Raw genomic sequence first — 21192 nt, forward strand, 5'->3', positions numbered from 1 at the left:
TCAGTCCTCCTCCTTGATCCTGCCGTCCGGTACGTGGTCCAGCACCATGAACAAGACGACGCCCGCGAGCAGCACGGGGAATCCAAGCACGAACAGGTCATGGGTGAAGGGCTGGCAGAGCATCGCGAAGCCGATCAGGATCAGCCCGCTCGCGATGCGGTAGGCCCAGTTCTTGGTGTTCGCGTTCATGCGGTCCTCCCGTCCTGATGGGAGATGCGTCGCCCGCTTCCGGCGGCGAAAAGAAAGCCGGCTCCGGCAGGAATACGGAAGGAGCAGGCGTCGCCCTGTTCGAGCGACATGGAAAGGGGTACCACCTTGCGGAAGAAGCCGGCCGTAGTCTCGACCTGCACTGCGCGCTCGAAACCGCGATTGTCGACCGCATAGATGCTGCCCCGGCTACCCCCCAAGGCGTCGGCTGCCTCCACCTCGATATCCTCCGGCCACACGCCGAACAGGATCGGGCCGTCGGCGCGCGCAATAGTGCCGAAGCCGGCGAGCGGCAGGCGCTGCGCCGCGCCTTTGATGACGACGTGGCCATCCTCGATCGTGGCCTCGAGGAAAGCCATGGCCGGACTGCCGACCAGCTTTCCGACCGTAACATTCGCCGGCAGATCATAAATCTGGTCGATGGTGCCGGACTGCTGGATCTGGCCGCCGTCGATGATGCCTATCCGATCGGCGATGGCGATCGCGCCGTGATAGTCGTGCGTCGCATAGAGCATGGTCGACCGGTGCTGCCGATGGATCTGGCGCAGTTCGGCGCGGAGGCCTTCCCGCAGCTTCAGGTCGAGCGCCGAAAGCGGCTCGTCGAGCAGGAATATCTGAGGACGACGCACGAGGGCGCGGGCGATCGCCACACGCTGCCTCTCGCCGCCGGAGAGCGTGCCGACATCGCGGTCGAGCAGATGCGCGATGCGCAGAAGCTCGGCGGTGTGGCCGACGCGGCGGGCGATCTCGTCCTCCGCCTCGCGATAGGCCGGCGAGCGGAGCGCGAAGGCGATGTTGTCCCTGACGTTGAGTACCGGCAGCAGGTTGAAACCCTCGAAGACGATGGCGACATCGCGACTGGCCGGGTCGGCATCCGTCACCTCGCGGCCCGCAAGACGCACCTTGCCGGCGTCGAGCTCGATCAGGCCGGCCGAGGCGAGCAGGGTGGAGCTCTTGCCCGCGCCGGTCGGCCCGAGCAGCGCGAAGATCTCGTTGTCGTTGACCGTCAGGTCAAGGCCACGCAGGGCGCGCTTGCCGCGATATGACTTCTTCAATCCCTGTAGTTCGAGCATCGGAACCGCACTCATGCCGCGATCTCCCCGCTCACGCGGCGGCCGGTCGCCGCGTCGAAGAAGAGAAGGCCGCCGGGGTCGAAATGCACGCGACCTTCGGTGCCGGCGCGCGCCGTCCGCTTGTCCACGCCCTGATGGATGTTGTCGCCGATGCGGAACGAGAAGAAGCGTTCACGGCCGACGGAGAAGACATCGTCGATCGGCATGGAGACGCCGGCATCCTTGCCGTCGACCAGATGGACGTTGAGGGGTCGCACCCCGAGCTTCAAAGGCTTTCGCGATGCGAGCGCCCAGTCCGGCAGGTGGTGATGCGCGGCGGTCAGCGTCACGCCGCTGTCGCCGAGGCGCAGCCCGCCATCGACCGGCACGAGGTCGATCAGGTTCATGGACGGCGAGCCGATGAACTGGCCGGCAAAGACGTCGACGGGGTCGAAGAAGATGCGGTCGGGCTCGGAAATCTGCACGATGCGGCTGTTGTTCATGAGCACGATGCGGTCGGCGAGCGACATCGCCTCGCGCTGGTCGTGCGTGACGTAGATGGTGGTGACGCCGAGCTGGCGCTGCAGGTGGCCGAGTTCCCAGCGCATTTCCTCGCGGAACTGCTCGTCGATGGCCGAGAGCGGTTCGTCGAGGAGCAGCACGGCCGGGTCGCGGATGACGGCGCGGGCGAGCGCCACTTTCTGGCGCGCGCCGGGCGGCAGCGCAGCCGGGTAGCGGTCTAGATCATCGGATAGCTTGAACACGTCGGTGACCCATTCAAGCTTGCGGGCGATCTCGGCCCTGGCGACGCCGCGCGCCTTGAGCGGGAAGACGATGTTCTCGCGGATCTTCAGATGCGGGTAGAGCGACACGAACTGGAACACCATGGCGATGTTGCGCTCGCTGGCGGAAAGCTCGTTGACGCGTTTTCCGTCGAACAGCACGTCGCCGCCGGTAGCGCCCACGAGGCCGGCGATGCAGCGCAGCGTCGTCGTCTTGCCGCAGCCGGAAGGCCCGAGATAGACGACGAACTCGCCGTCCTTTACCGTCAGGCTGACGTCGTCGACGGCCTTGAAGCCAGCGAAGTCGACGGTCAGGTTCTTGAGCGAGATCTCGGCCATCAGTACTTCTCGCCCATCTTCTGCAAATGGCGGACCAGGATCATCGACAGGCCGATGATGATGACGAGCAGGATGACCGCCAGCGCCGATGCCTCGCCCGTGTAGAAATAGCTGAAGGCGGTCTTGGCGACGGCATATGACACGGTTTCAGTACTGGAGCCCGGCCCGCCGCCCGTCAGTGCGACGAAGAGGTCGTACTGCTTGAAACTGTCGATCAGGCGCAGGATCAGCGCAATGAAGAGCACGGGAGCGGACATCGGCAGGGTGATGCGGAAAAAGCGGTAGGCAGGGCTGGCGCCATCGACCTCGGCCGCTTCGTAGATGGTTTCCGGAATGCCGCGGAAGGCAGCCGTCGCGAGCAGGATGATGAAGGGCGTCCACATCCAGGTGTCGGCGGCGGCGGCCGCCCACAACGCCGCATTGGTCTGGCCCAGCCAGTCTACCTTCGGCAGGCCGATCGAGGAGAGCAGGAAATTCACGATACCCCACTCCGAATTCAGCATGTAGCGCCAGAGGAAGCCGACGACGACGGGCGACAGCATCATCGGCATCATCAGGAGCGTGAAGACGAGGTCGCGTCCGCGAAAGTTCTTCTGGAGCTGATAGCCTACGAAGATGCCGATCAGCATCTGCAGCGTCACGCAGATGAAGACGAATTTGCCGGTGAAGACGAAGCGCTCCCACAGTTCCGGATCGGTGAGCAGGAACTCGTAATTGCGCAGGCCTATCGGCTTCATCGTCGTCTGGCGCAGCGCCGAGAAGTTGAAGAACGAATAGTAGATCAGCGAGAAGATCGGATACGCCACCATGAAGAGCAGGATGGCGAGCGTCGGCGACAGGAAGCCGAAGATCATCAGCCTGCCGGAGGAGCGGCGCCTGAGTTCGGCCTGGCGGGCGGCGTGGGTTTCGGCGGTCATGGCGATCACCTGCGCCCCAGCACGCCGAAGGTCATGCCCATCAGCAGGTGCTTTCTGATCAGATAGAAGAAGATGAGGACGGGCACGATCAGTACCACGCCGGCGGCGCAGATCTGCGTCCACTCGATGCCGGTGGCGCCCGACGCGGCGGAGATCTTCACCGGCAGCGTCTTGGCCTGCGTGGTGGTGAGGATGGAGGCGAAGGCGAATTCGTTCCAGGCGAAGATGAAGCAGAAGCCGGCGGTGGCGGCGATGCCGCCTTTCACCATCGGCAGGACAAGCTTGAGGAACGCGTACATGCGCGTGTAGCCGTTGACGATGGCGATCTGCTCGACCTCCTTCGGCACGCCGTCGAAGAAGCCTTTCATGATCCAGGTGGCGAGGCCGACATTGGCGAAGATGGAGACGAGGATCAGGCCAAAGCGCGTGTCGGCGAGACCGAGCCGCGCGAACATCAAATGGTAGAAGACGAGGACGGCGACCGGCGGCAGCATGCGCGTCGACAGGACGAAGAACATGAAGTCGCCCTTGCCGATGAAATTGAAGCGCGAGCAGACATAGCCGGCGAGCGTGCCGAAGAAGACGGCGAGCGCGGTGCCGCTGAACGAGACGATGATCGAGTTGACGAGCGAATCGAACACGCCGACCGACGAGGCGCTGTCCTTCGCCGCGCCGACGCCGAAAACGCTCTGATAGCCGCTCAGGTCGGGCGTGAAGAAGAGTTTCGGCGGCATGGAGAACAGGTCCATGCGGCTTTTCAGCGAAGACAGGACCAGCCAGAAGATTGGGCCGATATTATAGATGGTGTAGACGACGAGCAGGCCGAGGATCAGCCAGCGCGTAGCCATGTCGACCGGCGATGTGCGAGACGTGTTCATTGGATGGCTGTCCCCGGTCGGACGCCATGATGGCGATCCGGCTTCGGTCCTATCGGGCATTGAACGGATGCACGGCGTCAAGCCGCGCATCCGCTTGTCGGCATATTATTGGACGGGAACGACGCTGTCCTGGCCGACCGGCGAGATTTCCTGATCCGGCACTTCCGGGGTCTTCTCGCCGCGCTTGATCTCGTAGCCGGCGCGCTCGAGCGTACGCTCGTTCTTCTCGGCGGCGTCGGAGAGAGCCTGCTGCACCGTCTTGGTGCCGGCGGCTGCAGCCGAGACTTCCTGCTGAAGCTCATCCAGCAGCACCGGATATTCTGGCAGGTGCCAGTAGTCGTTCAGGTAGGCGAGAGCCTGCGAGAACTGCTTGTTGTAGGAGTTCAGGTTCTGCCAGTCCGGGCTTTCCAGCACGGACTTAAGTCCGGTCTGGCAGACGGCGGCGTAGCGCTTCTGCTGTTCCGGCTGGAAGTACCACTCCATGAACGCGGTGAGTTCCGGCAGCTTCTTGGAGTATTTGTTGATGCCCATGCCCTGGCCGCCGACCGAGAACTGGCGGCGGAACTTGCCGTCACGGCCGACCGCGCCCGGCAGCACGGCGAAGCCGACCTTGTCGGCGAATTTGGAGACCTTCGGGTCGGCGTTGGAGCCATTGAAGTAGAACCACTGCATGGCCATGGCGACCTGACCCTGCTGGATCGCGGTGTTCACCTCGTCGAAGCCCCAGTTGGTCGAGCCGGGAGGGCCGAACTTGAACATGTCGACATAGAATTGCACGCCGTCCACCGAAGCGGGCGAGTCGAGATAGCCCTTCACCTCGAAGGTCTCGGGATTGTAGAGTTCGCCGCCGAAGGACCAAAGGAAGGAGTTCGACGCCGTCGTGGCGAAGTCGTAGTCGCGGCCGCCCATCTGCGCCCAGCCGTAAAGGCCCTGGTCGGGACGGGTGAAGAATTCGGCGACGTCCCTGGCTTCCTGATAGGTCTGCGGCACCGCGAGGTCGCGGCCGTATTTGGCCTTGAAGGCTTCCTGTTCCTTCGGGTCCTCGAAGAGGTCCTTGCGGTAGGTCAGGCCATAGGCGTCCTGATTGGCCGGCAGGCCGTAGAACTCGCCCGATCCGTCCGGATATTCGCCGTAACGCGACAGCGAAGCCGGCGGGAAAATGTCCGCCTTCAGGTAGCTCGACTTGTCGAAGATGTCGTTGATCTTCACGGCATGCGAGGCGAACTCGGCCGTGGACTGGCTGTCCCACATGGCGAAGTCGAAGGCATCGCCCTGGATGGCGAATTCGGACGCGATCTTGTCATGCCACTGCGGGCCGTAGGGGACCAGCGCCGGCACGATCTTCACAGACTTGTCCGGATAGTCCTTGGCGATGTCGACCAGCGCATCGGCGCAGGTGCCGGCATGCCAGACGAACGTAAGATTGGTTTCAGCCGAAGCGGCGGTGGCTGTCAGTGCCGATCCGAGCGCAAGCGAAGACGCCATGAGACGCAGGCGCGTTCTCGTGTTCATGAGTTCCTCCAAAAGGGTTCAAGGGCGGCGCCCGCCGTACCTCCCGGCCTTCCGCTACCCATGAAGACCATATTTTCCGTTGTTATTTTTATCAAGAAAAAAGTGAATCGTACCAAAAAATTGTTAGATACTCCACCGACATGCGGGGAATGGTGCAGTCCGATGCTATTTCTGATCGCCATATCCCATTGAAATATATGCAATTCCCGCCGGAACTTCAGGGCGGCTCCGACAGTCCGAGCGGCGATATGCGGCAGGCTTGCGCCGATAAACGATTGTCGTGATTACTTTTAACATTCTTATGGTCAATGGCGATAAAAATGTTAAGAAGAGGAATGGAGCTGATGACTGTTCAGAATTCGAAGGCCGAGCGGCGGCGCGCCGAGATCATGCGCGTTCTCATGGATGGCGGTTCGGTGCAGATAAAGGATCTCGCGGAGCGGCTCGACGTCAGCCTGATGACGATCCATCGCGATCTCAACGACCTGCAGGAGCAGGGTCTCGTTCGCCGCGTGCGTGGCTCCGTCTCGGCCGAGAAGACGATGCTGTTCGAAAGCAGCTACGTCTATCGCGCGCGACAGAAGGTGGTTGAGAAACAGGCCTTGGCCAAAGCCGCCGTGGCGCATATCGAACCGGGCAACGCGATCGTCTGGGACGACAGTTCGACGACCTATCATATGTGCGATTATATCGACGCCGTGACGCCGGTGACGGTCATCACCAACGCACTGCCGGTGATGGAACGTCTGCACAACATGGCCGAGGTCGACCTGATTGCGCTCGGGGGACGCTACCATCGCGGCTATAACGGCTTTTTCGGCATGGCCTGCGAGAAAGCCATCCGGTCGTATCATGTCGATGTCGCGGTCATGTCGACGACGACGATCCGCGGCCTCTCGCTATACACGCAGGACGAGCACGTCGTGCGCACCAAGCAGGCCATGATGGAGATCGCGCGCCGCAAGATCCTGCTCGTCGACGACAGCAAGTTTCATTTTACCGCCTTGATCCATGTCGCGGATCTCACGGACTTCGATCTGGTCCTGATGACACGCTCTGTCGACGAGGCAACCCAACAGCGCCTGCGCGAGGGCGGCGTCCGCTTCGAACTCGTCTAGCGAAGAGGTCATTTGGGTCGAACAAGCTGGCCCAAGCCGCTCGAAGCGAACCATTCGGGGACAAGGCGACACACAGGCCACCTTGTCTCTGAGATCGAACAGGCAAATGCGCCAACTACGTCGCAAATGCAGGATATGCTTTGCCAGAGCGTGAAAGGCTCGGCGTCAGTTCCGTTCAGGCAGCCTCGTCCTGCTCGGCTTCCTCGTTGTCTGCCTTCGCGCCGCGCTTCGGACCCTTGTTGAGGTTGGTCTCGATCAGGCGAACCGCTTCGGTCTCGGACATACGGTTTACCGCCGCGATCTCACGCGCCATGCGGTCGAGCGCCGCCTCATAGAGCTGGCGTTCCGAATAGGACTGCTCCGGCTGGTTGTCTGCGCGATAGAGGTCGCGCACGACTTCCGAGATCTGGATCAGGTCGCCGGAGTTGATCTTCGCATCGTACTCCTGGGCGCGGCGCGACCACATGGTGCGCTTGATCCGCGCGCGACCCTGGACGACCTTGAGCGCGCGCTCGACATAGTCGGTCTCGGAAAGCTTGCGCATGCCGATGGAAGTCGCCTTCGCCACCGGCACCTTGAGGCGCATCTTGTCCTTCTGGAAGTCGATCACGAAGAGTTCGAGCTTGTGTCCGGCCACTTCCTGCTCGTCGATTGCGACGATCTGCCCCACGCCATGGGCCGGGTATACGATGAATTCACCTGTCTTGAAGCCATTGCGGCCTGCCGACTTCTTCTGCTGGGGGTTAGTTGCCATTACGCCCATTACTCCTTCGTGTGTCGCCGGCCAGACGGCCGGACGTCTGAGACGGCCCTTGGGACCGCATGCGCGCCGGTAGGGTATCCGCAATTCGGTGCCGACGAGAGCAGACATGCGGGACGACCGCGTTGCCGGCTCAAGCTGACCTGATCCGATGAGTGAAGGACACCTTTCAGAGATGAAGCAAAGCCGCCCTAGGTTGACGCTGTGCCACCGGCATGTGGAGGAAGTCGTACCACAAAAATGCGACAGAATCAACAATTTGCTGCGAACGCGAACAAACCGCGCACTGTCAACCCACTTGACAGGCTAAAATTCCGGCAATGACGGCGGCGGCCCCTGGCGCCGCTTCAATCGCCTTCGCCGGGCTCCGGCGAGAAGAACTTATCATATTTGCCCTCGACGCCGTCGAACTCCTTGGCGTCGGCAGGCGGCTCCTTCTTAGTGGTTATGTTCGGCCATTTGTCGGCGAAGTCGGCATTGATCTTCAGCCATGCGTCGAGACCTGACTCCGTGTCCGGCTTGATCGCCTCCGCCGGGCATTCCGGTTCGCACACGCCGCAGTCGATGCATTCATCCGGATGGATGACCAGCATGTTCTCGCCTTCGTAGAAACAGTCCACCGGACAGACCTCGACGCAGTCCATGTACTTGCACTTGATGCAGTTGTCGGTGACGACGTAGGTCATGAGGTACCTGTGAACTTTCGGAGCTTGGCTGCCGCCTGGCTAAAGGTGAGGTAGCCGCTTTGACCAAGGCTTGCAAGGGCGGCAAATTCGCCCGGATTGGGCCAGAACGGAATGAGATTCCACGGTTGCGGTCTTTCTCAATCGTCCTTGCCAGACAGCCGGTCGGTGGCGCGACGCTCCTTCTTGGTGGGCCGTCCGCTGCCCGCCTCCCGCAGCGGGCTCACCGCATCCGGCAGCAGCCGGTCGACCGGCGCCGGCTCGGGCGAAAGATCATCGTAGAGCAGTCGCGCTTCCTCGTACGGGCCCCGGCGCTCGCCGCAGGCAACGACGCGCAACACGCTGATGCGACGGTCAAGACCGAGCGTCAGCACGTCACCGGGTTTGACGACGCTCGACGCCTGATCGGTCTTCCCGCCGTTGATGCGGACACGGCCCGCCTGCACCAGCTTGGCCGCGAGCGAACGCGACTTGAGGATGCGCGCGAAGAACAGCCACTTGTCGATGCGCTGCCGTCCTTCGCCCGCCATCACTTCTTGAGTTGGTCGCGCAGCGCGGCCAGTTTTGCGAAGGGCGAGTCGGGGTCAAAGCGCACCGGCCTCTCCTCGCGCGGCTTCTGCTTGAAATGCGGCTTGCCGCCCTTGTTATGCCGGTCGTCGGCGCGGCGATCGTCGGAGCGCTTCTCGGCGCGGTCGCCACGCTGGTCGGGCCGGCCGCCGCTCTCGAAGCGCTTTTCCTGATCCGGACGTCCGCCGGGTTTTCCATGACGTTGCTGGCGATCGCCCCGGTCTTCGCCGCTCTGCCCGCCCTGCCGCTGCCGGTCACGATTGAAATGCGGCTTGCCCTGGCGGGGTCCGCGATTGTCCGCGGCCTCCCCCGCGTTCGCCTGACCGGGACGACCACGCTGGCCTTGCCGGTTGCGGTCGCCGTGGCGATGGCGCGGACGGCCTTCCGCGCGCTGTGGACGCCAGAGGAGGATCGGTTTGGCCTCTTCGGCGGGGCTTTCGACAGCCGTCTCCGCTGTTTCCGGCGTCGCGGCCGGCGCTTCCGTCTCGATTTCGGCCGAAGGCAAGGACTCAACCACGGTAGCGGCGACACTCTGCCCTACCGGTCCCTGCTCCTCGCCGGACGCGTCCTGTTCGGTCGAAGCGCCCTGAGCCTCGGATTCCGCAAACGCCGCATCTGGAGCCTCAACGACTTCCGCGTCAGCTTCCGTCTCCTCAGGCGCATCGGTATGGGAATCAGCGTCGAAAGCGGCGTCCGCCAATCCTTCCGCAGGCTCAGCAAGAGCGCCTTTCTCGACGGGAGCGGAGGCATCCGCGCCACCATCAGCATCGGGCGCAGCGACAGATGTCGCCTCTCCGGCTTCCGCGGAAACAACAGGGCCGTCCGCCTTCGCGGCAGCCTCGGCTTCCCTTTTCGCCGCGGCATCGGCGGCGGCCTTGCGGGCCGCCTCGTCCATCGCTTCCACCTTCGCCTTGACGTCGGCTGCAGGCTTCGCCTCGCCGCGATAGCCGAGGCCCTTGAGTATCTCCTCCATGTCGTCGGCATTGGCGCCGAGGATCGACATCATGGCGGGCGTCACCATGAAGGCGGCGCCATCATAGGCGCCTTCGGGACGTGGGCCGGTTCCGGCACGCCAAGACAGAGCCGGCCGGATGAGATCGGCCAGCCGTTCGAGAATGTCGACGCGCACCGCCCTTCTGCCGAGGATGCGGAAGCCCGCCAGCTTGTAGAAAACCGGCTCGAAAGACTGGTTGACCACGACGGAGGTGCGGCCGGAAGCCAGCAGATGCACGATGTCGCCGAAACCGGGCTTGTCCTTGCCGTCGTTCTGCAGCGCCCAGAGAAGCGTGACGAGGCTGGCCGGCGCGGGCTTCAGCAGAGCCGGCACGAAGATATGGTAGGCGCCGAACCGGACGCCGAGCCGGCGCAACGCGCCGCGCCCTTCCTGATCCAGCGACTTCACGTCGTCGGCGATGGCGCGGCGCTCGATCAGGCCGAAATTTTCGACCAGACGGAAAGCTATGCCACGGGCGATGCCGGAGAGCTGCTCGGCCGATTTGAGGTCGGCCAGCGGCTTCAGGAACGTCTCGATCTGGAAACCGACGAAACGTTCCGCGCGCGCCACGACCTTGTCGCGGGCCGCACCCGTCAACTGCTCGTCGGCGAGCAGGATGACGCGTGGCTTGAGCGGGTCCTCGCCGGAAGTCAGCGTGCCGATCGGCGCGCCGATCCAGCGCAGGACGCCGTCGGACCCAAGCGCGATGTCGTGATTGGGCGAAATGGAAAAACGCTCGGATCGCGCCTCGAACTCGGCGGCGAGCGCCTTCTGTGCAGCCGCCTTCACCGCCTTGGCTTCCTCGCCGCCGGCACTCTGGTCGGCGGTGAAGCGGAACCCTTGCAATTCGCCGACGTGATGACCTTCCACGGTCACCGTACCGGCTGGGCTGATCTCGGCTTCAAGCATGCTATTCTCTCTCAGGCGCCTCATGAGCACGGATGTCCTGCGATCAACGAAGCGTTTCGTCAACCTGTCATGCAACGCATCCGACAGCCTGTCCTCGATCTCGCGCGTTTTTTCCTGCCAGTGTGCCGGATCAGCCAGCCAACCGGGCCGGTTCGACACGAAGGTCCAGGTACGGATCTGGGCGATACGGTGCGACAGTGTGTCGATGTCGCCGTCGGTGGAGTCTGCCCGGCGGACCTGCTCGGCCATGTAGTTCTCGTCGACATGACCGCGCCTGGCGAGGTCAAAATAGATCGACGCGATGATGTCGGCGTGCTGCGCCGGCGCGATCTTGCGATAGTCCGGCAGCGCACAGGCTTCCCAGAGCAGCGCCACGCGGTTCGGCGTGACGGCAAGCCGGCGCACCTCGTCATCCTTCGAGAGGAATTCCAGCGCCTGCGCGTCGACAGCAGGAAGGGCGCGCGTCAGTCCTTCGGCCGGCGACGGCGTTTCGATCGACCGCCGCAACGCGTCGAGGCTGTAGAAATCGAATCGCGCGGTACGCCATTGCAGCACCTTCACAGCATCGAAATCGTGCGCCTCGATCCGCTCCACAAGTTCGTCGGCGAAGGGATCGACCTGACCGGTGACGCCAAAAGTGCCGTCACGCATATGGCGTCCTGCGCGGCCGGCGATCTGGCCGAGCTCGGCCGGGTTGAGATCGCGGAACTGGTAGCCGTCGAATTTCCGGTTCTGGGCGAAGGCGACGTGATCGACATCCAGATTGAGGCCCATGCCAATGGCGTCGGTGGCGATCAGGTAGTCGACGTCGCCCGACTGGTAGAGCGCCACCTGCGCGTTGCGGGTGCGGGGCGAGAGCGCACCGAGCACGACCGCCGCCCCGCCACGCTGGCGGCGGATCAACTCGGCGATCGCATAGACCTCGTCTGCGGAAAAGGCGACGATCGCCGAGCGGTGCGGCAGACGCGTGAGCTTCTTTGAACCCGCGTATGCAAGATGCGAAAGGCGCGGTCGGGTGACGACGGAAATCCCCTTCAGCAGCTTCTGCAGAATGCCCTGCATGGTCGCCGCGCCGAGCAGCAGCGTCTCCTGCCGGCCCCTCAAATGCAGGATGCGATCGGTGAAGATATGGCCGCGCTCCAGATCGCCGGCGATCTGCACCTCGTCGATAGCGACGAAGGCGGCGTCCGTCTGGCGCGGCATTGCCTCCACCGTGCAGACGGAATAGCGCGCGCCGGACGGCACGATCTTCTCCTCGCCGGTAATCAGCGCGACTTTGTGTGCACCGACCTTCTCGCAAACGCGTGCATAGACCTCACGGGCGAGCAGCCTCAGCGGCAGGCCGATCAGCCCGCTTTCATGCGCGACCATGCGCTCGATGGCGAGATGCGTCTTGCCGGTGTTGGTGGGGCCGAGCACCGCCGTCACGTCGCGGCCCGAAAGGATCAGGGGCTCGTCCGGCTTCGTCTGGATGTTCATCGCGGGAGGGACTGCCTTATGCGGCTCGACGGAAACAGCGAAAGACGGCTTTCCGGCAGGGCGGGCCGGATGCGTCTTCCGAGAGATAGGGACAGGCGCGCAAAAACGGAAGCAAAATATCGAAAGCGAATCCGGAACGAGTCCCGAACGAATCGGCGACGAATCGCTGACTCACGCTGATTCACGATCCGTTCACGGCTACATATAGCTGGCGAAACAGGATCGAACGCAAATCCTAGATGCACAAAATCGCCGACTATGCGCGAATACCCGTTGCTGCCGCCTGCTCACCGCAGGCGTCCGCCCCTCGCGTGGAGGCGGCGCCGTTCCGGCGTCTCCTGGTCAGGCGAAGTACTGGCCGCCATTGGCCGAAATGGTCGAGCCGGTGATGAAACCGGCCTCGTCGGAAGCCAGGAACACCACACAACGCGCGATTTCGGCAGGTTCGCCCAGCCGGCCGACCGGAATCTGGGCAACGATGGATTCACGCACTTTCTCCGGGACAGCCATCACCATGTCGGTGCCGATATAGCCGGGGCAGATGACATTGACCGTGATGCCGGCGCGCGCGCCCTCCTGCGCCAGCGCCTTGGTGAAACCGATATCGCCGGCTTTCGATGCGGAGTAATTCGCCTGCCCCATCTGGCCCTTCTGGCCGTTGATCGAGGAGATGGTGATGACGCGGCCGAACTTGCGATCCCGCATGCCGGTCCAGAGCGGATGCGTCATGTTGAAGACGCCGTTGAGGTTGGTGCCGATCACCTCGTTCCACTGCTCGCGCGTCATCTTGTGGAACATGGAGTCACGGGTGATGCCGGCATTGTTGACCAGCACGTCCACCGGGCCGAGATCGGCCTCAACCTTGGCGATGCCGGCGGCGCAGGCGTCGTAGTCGGCCACCGACCACTTGTAGGTCGTGATGCCGGTGTCCGCGGTGAATTTCTGCGCCGCCTCGTCATTGCCGGCATAGTTCGCCGCGACCTTGTAGCCGGCATCCTTCAGCGCGATGGAGATCGCCGCGCCGATGCCACGCGAACCGCCAGTAACCAGTGCAACACGTGCCATGCTATTCCCTCCCGATAGTGAAGGTGAGCAGTGAACGGCATTTGCCCGGCTGGCACGCAGTTCACTGTTCACGGATAACCGCTCACCCTAGTTCATCGATTCCACGCACATGGCGACGCCCATGCCGCCGCCGATGCAGAGAGTCGCGAGGCCCTTCTTCGCGCCGCTGCGCTTCATCTCGTAGACCAGCGTGTTGAAGATGCGCGCTCCCGAAGCGCCGACCGGATGGCCGATGGCGATCGCGCCGCCATTGACGTTGACGATGTCCGGGTTCCAGCCCATGTCCTTGTTGACCGCGCAGGCCTGCGCCGCAAAAGCCTCGTTGGCCTCGACCAGATCGAGGTCCTCGACCTTCCAGCCCGCCTTCTGCAACGCCTTGCGCGAAGCAGGGATCGGACCGGTGCCCATGATCTGCGGATCGACGCCGGCGGTCGCCCAGGAGACGACGCGGACCAGCGGCGCTAGGCCGCGCTTGGCGGCTTCCGCCTCGGTCATCAGCACGACGGCGGCGGCTCCGTCATTGATGCCGGAAGCGTTGGCTGCGGTCACGGTGCCTTCCTTGTCGAAGGCCGGGCGAAGCTTCGCCATCGCCTCGATGGTGGCGCCATGGCGGATATACTCGTCCTGATCGACGATGGTGTCGCCCTTGCGGGTGGAGATCGTCACCGGCACGATCTCGTCCTTGAACTTGCCGGCCTTCTGCGCGGCTTCCGCCTTGTTCTGCGACCGCACCGCGAACTGATCCTGCTCGTCGCGCGTGAGCTGCCACTGGCGCGCGACGTTCTCGGCCGTGTTGCCCATATGATAGCCGTAAAAGGCGTCGGTCAGGCCGTCCTTGATCATGGTGTCGATCAGCTTGAGGTCGCCCATCTTGGTGCCGGCGCGCAGGTGTTGCGCATGCGGCGCCATGGACATCGATTCCTGGCCGCCGGCCACGATGATCGTGGCGTCGCCGGTCAGGATTTGCTGCATCCCGACTGCGATTGTGCGCAGGCCCGAGCCGCAGAGCTGGTTGAGACCCCATGCCGTCTTCTCGTCCGGAATACCGGCGGCGCGTGCCGCCTGCCGCGCCGGATTCTGGCCCTGACCGGCCGTGAGGATCTGGCCGAGGATCACTTCGTCCACCTCCTTGGCGTCCACACCGGCCCGCTTGAGCGCTTCCTTGATGGCAATCGCGCCGAGTTCATGCGCCGGCGTATTGGCGAAGGCGCCGTTGAAGGAACCGACCGGCGTGCGGGCGGCGCTGACTACCACGATTGAGTTGGAAGCGGACATGATCATCTCCAGAATTCGGCGCGGCCGGCGGGTTGCCGCGGCTGACAGCCTTGTTTCTTGGCCATTTCCAAAACCTAAGTCAAACCGGAAATGGTAGCAGTATGCGCCTGCGGGGGACGACTTGCCGGCCACGTGATATATGACGAGCGCTTCGACGCTTCCGCACTGCACAAAGCGCTTGGAATCAAAACTGTTTTGCGCATATCCTGTCGGATGCGTCCCTCGCCGAGCATTTGCGGCGGGCCACCAGGGAGGAAGCCGATGGCCGTCAAGGATGAACCGGTGGTGATAAAGAAATACGCCAATCGCCGGCTCTACAATACTGGTACCAGCACCTATGTGACGCTCGAAGACCTGGCCGACATGGTCAAGAAGGGCGAGGACTTCACCGTCCAGGACGCCAAGACTGGCGACGACATCACCCATCCGGTGCTTACGCAGATCATCTTCGAGCTGGAGAACAAGGAAGGCCAGAATATGCTGCCGATCCCGTTCCTGCGGCAGCTCATCGCCTTCTACGGCGACCAGATGCAGATGATCGTGCCGAGCTTCCTCGAACAGTCGATGATCGCCTTCTCCAAGGAACAGGAGCGTTTTCGCGAGCAGATGAAACAGGCCATGGGCAAGTCGCCCATGGAGATGATGAACATGGCCTCGCCGATGAAGGCGCTGGAAGAGCAGACGCGGCGCAACATCGAGATGTTCCAGAACGCCATGCGCATGTTCACGCCGTTTCCGCCGTCGGGAGGCGCGCGGGAGACGCCGGCCGATGCGCAGCCGCAGCACGAGGGCGCAGACAAGTCCGACGACCTGCGGCAACTCAAGGACCAGATCGCCGCGATGCAGCGCAAGATCGATTCCATGGGGTGAGGAGCGTTCGGCGCAGCCGAAAAATCGATCCAGTGGATCGATTTTAGCGACGAACGCCCGGAGCCATAGCAAGGGCTGGAGCGTCGAAGACCGCGCGGACTTTAATCCCGCCGCCGAATCCCGCCTACCCCTGCCGTCTCGCCATGAAGGCCAGCCTTTCGAACAGGTGCACGTCCTGCTCGTTCTTGAGCAGGGCTCCGTGCAATTTCGGCAGCATGTTCCGGGGATCGGCGCGCAAATCCTCCGGCGCGATGTCGTCAGCCACGAGCAGCCGTATCCAGTCCAGCGCCTCGGAGGTTGACGGCTTCTTCTTGAGACCCGGCACGTCGCGGATCTCGTAGAACTGCGTCAAGGCGGCCCGCACCAGATTCTGCTTGATGCCGGGATAGTGGACGTCGACGATCTTCTGCAAAGTGTCCGCGTCCGGGAACCGTATATAATGAAAGAAGCAGCGGCGCAGGAAGGCGTCCGGCAGTTCCTTCTCGTTGTTGGAGGTGATGATGACGATCGGGCGCTGCGCGGCGCGGATCGTCTCGCCGGTCTCGTAGACGAAGAATTCCATCCGATCGAGTTCCTGCAACAGGTCGTTCGGGAACTCGATGTCGGCCTTGTCGATCTCGTCGATCAGGAGCACGACCTTGCGGTCCGCGGCAAAGGCGTCCCAGAGCTTGCCGCGCTTGATGTAGTTCCGGATGTCGTTGAAGCGCTCATCGCCGAGTTGGCTGTCGCGCAGGCGGCTGACGGCATCGTATTCGTAGAGACCCTGCTGGGCCTTCGTCGTTGATTTCACGTGCCATTCTATGAGGTCGAGCCCCAGCGCCGCGGCCACCTGCCGCGCCAGTTCGGTCTTGCCGGTGCCGGGTTCGCCCTTGACCAGAAGCGGTCGCTCCAGCGCGATCGCCGCATTGACGGCGACCATCAAATCCTTGTCGGCGACATAGGCCGCCGTTCCTTCGAAGCGCATATCGTCTTTCCCGTTGCAGAAGCTGATTACGGAGCGCTCGCGGCTGGCGCAAGCCATAGCATCCGGAAAATGGAAGCGGACGGACATGCAAAATGTCCGCTGGCGAAGCGCTCCTCCAAGGATTATATTGGGTGTCGACGGTCTGGGCTTCCCGGCAGGCGTAACTTATCCCCGGGGCCTTATCGATCTCTAAGGGAGCTGTCCCTGTCCGGACCCGTGGGTTCGGGCATATGGCGCCCACCTACTTTGTAGGTTCCCGGGATCGATCTCTCCACCGGTTGTCTGGATCGTCACCTTTGCGGATCACAAGGCCCGTTCTGCGGTCACTCCCTCACGCCTTCACCAGCTTCAGCGCCTTGTCGAATACTTCCAGAACGCGCGAAAGCTCGTGACCGCGCTTCAGTACGGTGCCGCCGGCGGAGATGACCGAATACGCGCCCTGCTTGCGGGCGAGCGAGGGATTCTTGACGATCTGGAAGAGCGGCGTTTCGCTGGTGCGCCGGAACACGGAAAACACCGCGCGGTCCCGAAGCTGGTCGATGGCGTAGTCCCGCCATTCGTTCGCGGCCACCATTCGGCCGTAGAGTCTGAGGATCTGATCCAGTTCCCGTCGGTCGAACGACACCGGAAGCTCGAGCCTCTCTCGGCGGGTCTCGGGGAACGGGATCAATATTGCGGATTCGTCCCTATCCTCCGTACCCCCGCCACGATCTATCATCGGCAAAAAGTCCTTGTGACAACCCTGTGACAGGGTGAAGTGATCCGCTGGCAATTGCAAGCGCCAAGGCGTGACGTGAGTCGCGATCACGTCCAGTAACATTTGGAAACATTTCGTAGGAATTGGTGAACCGCCGCCACATTGCTGCCGCGATTTATCCTACCTCAAGCCGCAATGTCCGACGAACTTACCCTCGTTGCCTGAGACGGTTCGGTCCGGCACCGGCTCGTAAACCCCAAGCCCCCCGCCCACGGGTCTGCGTCGGATCGAACCAACCTCGGTCTCGAAAAGGGACCGGGAGCGACGATCCCAAAGTCTTGGCCGGTGTCAGCATGGCTGACGCCGGCTTTTTCGTTCGCGGGTCAGTTCTGCATCTCGCGCACGATCGCAGCGCCGAGTATGGCCCCCGGCGAACCGTCGGCATTCACCGATTGCAGCAGCACCGCGCATCCGCCGGCGCCCTTCCTGGCGATCTCGCGCATCGGCAACTCGAAACTGGTCGACTTGCCATGCCACATGCCGGCAATCTGTATGCCAGTCACGGCGTTCCAGTAGGTTACGGTCTTGCCGGTGTTTTCGCCGCGATCGATCTGGATCGGCGTCGGGGGATCGAAATAGACGATCACCACCTCGGCCTCGTTCGGCCGCTCGCTCGCCGCGTCGGCCTCGATCATCAGGCTGGAGCCCCGGCGGCTCGCCTTTACCTCGACGCTCAGCCCTTCCGGCGTGCCTTTCAGTTCGTCAAGCACCTTGTCGATGTCGATGCGGCTGGCTCCGTTGACGTGCCTGCGCCCGTTGATGACGGCCTGCGGCGTGTAGACGGACTGCGCCTTGAAGGCTTTCATATATTCGTACTGCCGGGCGGTGTTCTCGGCCGTCGCAAAAGTGTCCTTCCAGCCGAGATAGTCCCAGTAGTCGACGTGATAGGCGAGCGCCACGACATCGCCCTGCTCGACCATGTCGGAAAGCACGCGGTCGGCCGGCGGGCAAGAACTGCAGCCCTGGCTGGTGAAAAGCTCGATGACGCCGCGCGGCGCGCCCGGTTTTTCTTCCGCGCTCGCGGGGCCTACCAAGAGAACACCCGCCGCTGCGGCGAGCGCAGTCATAGCCGATCTGGAGGCTCCGGGCGCGCACAGAGCGCGCGCGATAAGGCCGCGAATATTCATGACGAAAGTCAGCTCTCCGGGTTCCTGCCCGGCATTTTTCTTCCTAGCAGCCGAAGGTTTGTCAGAGCCCGGACGCGATGAAAAGTCACGTTAGGGTGAGACAAAGTCACAATGATCGGAAATCGGCCGGCGGTTGCAGAAGCATCCGCCGGCCATATTCTGAGGGTCAGGCGGCGAGGTCGCGCAGCACGTATTGCAGGATGCCGCCGTTCTTGAAGTAATCCAGCTCGTCCAGCGTATCGATGCGGCAGAGGATGGGGATGTTCTTCACCGAACCGTCGCCCATCGTCACCTTCGCTACCATCTTCTGCCGCGGCCTGATGGTTTCCAGCCCGTCGATCTCGACGATCTCGTCGCCCTTCAGCCCGAGCGAGCGCCAGGAATCGCCCTCTTCGAAGACGAAGGGGATGATGCCCATACCGACGAGATTCGACCGATGGATACGCTCGAAGGACTGGGCGATGACCGCGCGCACGCCGAGCAGGTTGGTGCCCTTGGCCGCCCAGTCGCGCGAGGAGCCGTTGCCGTACTCCACGCCGGCGAAGATCACCAGCGGCACGCCTTCCCTCTTGTACTCCATGGCCGCGTCGTAGATCGACATCTCCTCCTTCGAGGGATAGTGGATCGTGTAGCCGCCTTCACGGCCGTTCTCGCCCAGCATGTGGTTGCGGATGCGGATGTTGGCGAAGGTGCCGCGCATCATCACCTCATGATTGCCGCGCCGCGTGCCGTACTGGTTGAAGTCGGCGACGCCGACGCCATGGTCGATCAGGTACTTGCCGGCAGGGGACGCTGCCTTGATCGAGCCGGCCGGCGAGATGTGGTCGGTCGTGATCTTGTCGCCGAAAAGGCCGAGCACGCGCGCGCCCTTGATGTCGCCGATCGAACCGAACCGCTTGGCCATACCGGCGAAATAGGGCGGATTCTGCACATAGGTCGAATTGTCGTCCCACGCATAGGTCTGGCCGGAGGGAGCCTGCACGGCCTGCCAGTGCTCGTCGCCCTTGAACACGTCGGCATACTTGCGGGCGAAAAGCTCACGGGTGACGTTTTTCGCAACGAAGTCGTGTATCTCCGCCGAGGTCGGCCAGATGTCGCGCAGATAGACCGGTTTCCCGTTGCGGTCCTCGCCGATCGGTTCCTTGGTGAGGTCCTTGGTCACCGTGCCCGCCAGCGCGTAGGCGACGACCAGCGGCGGCGACGCAAGATAGTTCGCCTGCACGTCGGGCGACACGCGGCCCTCGAAGTTGCGGTTGCCCGAAAGCACCGCCGCCGCGATCAGCGCCTTGTCGTTGATCGTCTTGGAGATCGGCGCCGGCAGCGGACCGGAATTGCCGATGCAGGTGGTGCAGCCGAAGCCCACCAGATTGAAACCGATCTTGTCGAGTTCCTTCTGGAGGCCCGCCTTTTCAAGATACTCCGCAACCACCTGACTACCGGGCGCGAGCGAGGTCTTCACCCACGGCTTCTGCTTGAGGCCCAAACGGTTGGCGTTGCGCGCGAGCAGGCCCGCGCCGATCAGCACCGACGGATTCGACGTGTTGGTGCAGGAGGTGATGGCCGCGATCGCCACGTCGCCATGGCCGATGTCGAAATCCTCGCCCTCCACGGCATAGCGCTTGCCGTAGTCCTCGATGCGGCGATACTCCTTCTCCAGCGCGGCCTCGAAGCCGGCGGCGACGTCCTCGAGAGGCACGCGGCCTTCGGGGCGCTTCGGACCCGCCATCGACGGCACCACGCTTTCGAGGTCGAGTTCGAGAAGATCGGTGAACACCGGATCGGCTGAACCGTCCTCGCGCCACATGCCCTGAGCCCTGGAATAGGCCTCGACCAGCGCGATGCGGGAATCGCTGCGCCCGGACATGGTCAGGTAGCGGATCGTCTCCGAATCGACAGGGAAGAAGCCACAGGTCGCGCCGTATTCCGGCGCCATGTTGCCGATGGTTGCGCGGTCGGCCAGCGTCATGTTGGAGAGGCCTGGACCGAAGAACTCGACGAACTTGCCGACGACGCCCTTCTTGCGCAGCATCTGCGTGACGGTGAGCACGAGGTCGGTCGCGGTGACGCCTTCCTTCAGTCTGCCGGTGAGGCGGAAGCCGATCACCTCCGGCAGCAGCATGGAGACCGGCTGACCGAGCATGGCCGCCTCGGCCTCGATGCCGCCGACGCCCCAGCCCAGCACGCCGAGACCGTTGATCATGGTGGTGTGCGAGTCGGTGCCTACGCAGGTGTCCGGATAGGCGACCGTTTCGTCGTCCTCGACATTGGTCCAGACGACCTGGCCGAGATATTCGAGATTGACCTGGTGGCAGATGCCGGTGCCGGGCGGCACGACGCGGAAATTGCGAAACGCCTGCTGGCCCCACTTGAGGAACTTGTAGCGCTCCTCGTTGCGCTCGTATTCGAGTTCCACATTGCGGGCGAAGGCCATCGGCGTACCGAATTCATCGACGATGACCGAATGGTCGATGACGAGGTCAACCGGAACCAGCGGGTTGATCTTCTCAGGATCGCCGCCCAGCGCCTTGATGCCGTCGCGCATGGCCGCAAGGTCGACGACGGCCGGGACGCCGGTAAAATCCTGCATGAGGACGCGGGCCGGGCGGTACGCGATCTCGACGCCCGCCTTGCCCTTGTCGGTCAGCCAGTCGGCGACCGCCTTGATCGCGTCCTTGGTGACGGAGCGGCCATCCTCGTTGCGCAGCAGGTTCTCAAGCAGCACCTTCATGGAGAAGGGCAGTTGCGACACTCCGGTGAGGCCGTTCTTCTCGGCCTCGATCAGGTTGAAATAGACATATTCCGCATCGCCGACCTTCAGCGTCCTGCGGCAACTGTAACTGTCGAGTGATTTTGTCACGTGCGATCCCATTCTGGTCTGTTCTGCCTAAGCGGGAACGGACTCCTGGGCATGCAATCACGCGCTAGGTGCGGGTACGG

Annotated in this window: 18 protein-coding genes and 1 other RNA gene; 3 read left to right on the top strand and 16 right to left on the bottom strand. The window is 63.1% G+C overall.

Going from position 1 to position 21192, the window contains the following annotated elements; genetic code table 11:
* From M9955_05110 to M9955_05135, 6 genes are all read right to left on the bottom strand, one after another.
* A complete protein-coding gene (locus M9955_05110; protein ID MCO5081024.1) occupies positions 1–189 on the bottom strand; it encodes a hypothetical protein in 189 nt (62 codons plus the stop codon).
* Positions 186–1295, bottom strand: a complete 1110-nt coding sequence (locus M9955_05115) for an ABC transporter ATP-binding protein (GenBank protein MCO5081025.1) — start codon at positions 1293–1295, stop codon at positions 186–188. The genes M9955_05110 and M9955_05115 overlap by 4 nt, the downstream gene beginning before the upstream one ends.
* Positions 1292–2380, bottom strand: a complete 1089-nt coding sequence (locus tag M9955_05120; GenBank protein MCO5081026.1) for an ABC transporter ATP-binding protein — start codon at positions 2378–2380, stop codon at positions 1292–1294. The genes M9955_05115 and M9955_05120 overlap by 4 nt, the downstream gene beginning before the upstream one ends.
* Positions 2380–3297, bottom strand: a complete 918-nt coding sequence (locus tag M9955_05125) for a sugar ABC transporter permease (GenBank protein MCO5081027.1) — start codon at positions 3295–3297, stop codon at positions 2380–2382. The genes M9955_05120 and M9955_05125 overlap by 1 nt, the downstream gene beginning before the upstream one ends.
* A gap of 5 nt (positions 3298–3302) precedes the next feature.
* Positions 3303–4175: a carbohydrate ABC transporter permease gene (locus M9955_05130; GenBank protein MCO5081028.1), complete on the bottom strand. Its 873-nt coding sequence runs from the start codon at positions 4173–4175 to the stop codon at positions 3303–3305.
* Between the two features lie 105 nt (positions 4176–4280).
* The gene (locus tag M9955_05135; protein MCO5081029.1) at positions 4281–5687 is read right to left on the bottom strand and encodes an extracellular solute-binding protein; all 1407 of its coding nucleotides are present in this window, start codon (positions 5685–5687) and stop codon (positions 4281–4283) included.
* Between the two features lie 344 nt (positions 5688–6031).
* Between M9955_05135 and M9955_05140 the strand changes: the two genes are divergently transcribed.
* Positions 6032–6805, top strand: coding sequence for a DeoR/GlpR family DNA-binding transcription regulator (locus M9955_05140; GenBank protein ID MCO5081030.1), 774 nt, complete (start codon positions 6032–6034; stop codon positions 6803–6805).
* A 175-nt stretch (positions 6806–6980) separates the two neighbouring features.
* Here the strand turns inward: M9955_05140 and M9955_05145 are convergent, their stop codons facing one another.
* From M9955_05145 to M9955_05170, 6 genes are all read right to left on the bottom strand, one after another.
* Positions 6981–7559: a CarD family transcriptional regulator gene (locus tag M9955_05145; protein MCO5081031.1), complete on the bottom strand. Its 579-nt coding sequence runs from the start codon at positions 7557–7559 to the stop codon at positions 6981–6983.
* A gap of 353 nt (positions 7560–7912) precedes the next feature.
* Entirely contained in the window at positions 7913–8251 is a 339-nt protein-coding gene (locus M9955_05150) for a ferredoxin family protein (protein MCO5081032.1), read from the bottom strand.
* A gap of 137 nt (positions 8252–8388) precedes the next feature.
* Positions 8389–8778 (bottom strand): RNA-binding S4 domain-containing protein, encoded by a 390-nt coding sequence (locus M9955_05155; protein MCO5081033.1) that lies wholly within the window; start codon positions 8776–8778, stop codon positions 8389–8391.
* Positions 8778–12197 (bottom strand): helicase, encoded by a 3420-nt coding sequence (locus tag M9955_05160; GenBank protein ID MCO5081034.1) that lies wholly within the window; start codon positions 12195–12197, stop codon positions 8778–8780. The genes M9955_05155 and M9955_05160 overlap by 1 nt, the downstream gene beginning before the upstream one ends.
* Positions 12198–12539: 342 nt before the next feature.
* A complete protein-coding gene (locus tag M9955_05165; GenBank protein MCO5081035.1) occupies positions 12540–13262 on the bottom strand; it encodes a beta-ketoacyl-ACP reductase in 723 nt (240 codons plus the stop codon).
* Between the two features lie 87 nt (positions 13263–13349).
* Entirely contained in the window at positions 13350–14537 is a 1188-nt protein-coding gene (locus tag M9955_05170; GenBank protein MCO5081036.1) for an acetyl-CoA C-acetyltransferase, read from the bottom strand.
* A gap of 261 nt (positions 14538–14798) precedes the next feature.
* Between M9955_05170 and phaR the strand changes: the two genes are divergently transcribed.
* A complete protein-coding gene (gene phaR, locus M9955_05175; protein MCO5081037.1) occupies positions 14799–15407 on the top strand; it encodes a polyhydroxyalkanoate synthesis repressor PhaR in 609 nt (202 codons plus the stop codon).
* A 124-nt stretch (positions 15408–15531) separates the two neighbouring features.
* Here the strand turns inward: phaR and M9955_05180 are convergent, their stop codons facing one another.
* Entirely contained in the window at positions 15532–16371 is an 840-nt protein-coding gene (locus M9955_05180) for a MoxR family ATPase (GenBank protein ID MCO5081038.1), read from the bottom strand.
* Between the two features lie 136 nt (positions 16372–16507).
* Between M9955_05180 and ssrS the strand changes: the two genes are divergently transcribed.
* Positions 16508–16664: non-coding RNA, 6S RNA (gene ssrS / locus M9955_05185), on the top strand.
* Positions 16665–16702: 38 nt separating this feature from the next.
* On the opposite strand, the gene M9955_05190 is transcribed toward ssrS, so the two are convergent.
* The 3 genes from M9955_05190 to acnA form a co-directional block, all read right to left on the bottom strand.
* Positions 16703–17089, bottom strand: coding sequence for a DUF2794 domain-containing protein (locus tag M9955_05190; protein ID MCO5081039.1), 387 nt, complete (start codon positions 17087–17089; stop codon positions 16703–16705).
* Between the two features lie 362 nt (positions 17090–17451).
* Positions 17452–18195 carry a thioredoxin family protein gene (locus M9955_05195; GenBank protein MCO5081040.1) on the bottom strand — a complete coding sequence of 248 codons (744 nt, stop codon included), beginning with the start codon at positions 18193–18195 and terminating at the stop codon, positions 17452–17454.
* Between the two features lie 226 nt (positions 18196–18421).
* On the bottom strand, positions 18422–21124 hold the full coding sequence (acnA, locus tag M9955_05200; protein MCO5081041.1) for an aconitate hydratase AcnA: 2703 nt from the start codon (positions 21122–21124) through the stop codon (positions 18422–18424).
* Positions 21125–21192: the final 68 nt, after the last annotated feature.

It is taken from the genome of Rhizobiaceae bacterium, assembly GCA_023953845.1.
Lineage (GTDB): Bacteria > Pseudomonadota > Alphaproteobacteria > Rhizobiales > Rhizobiaceae > Arvimicrobium.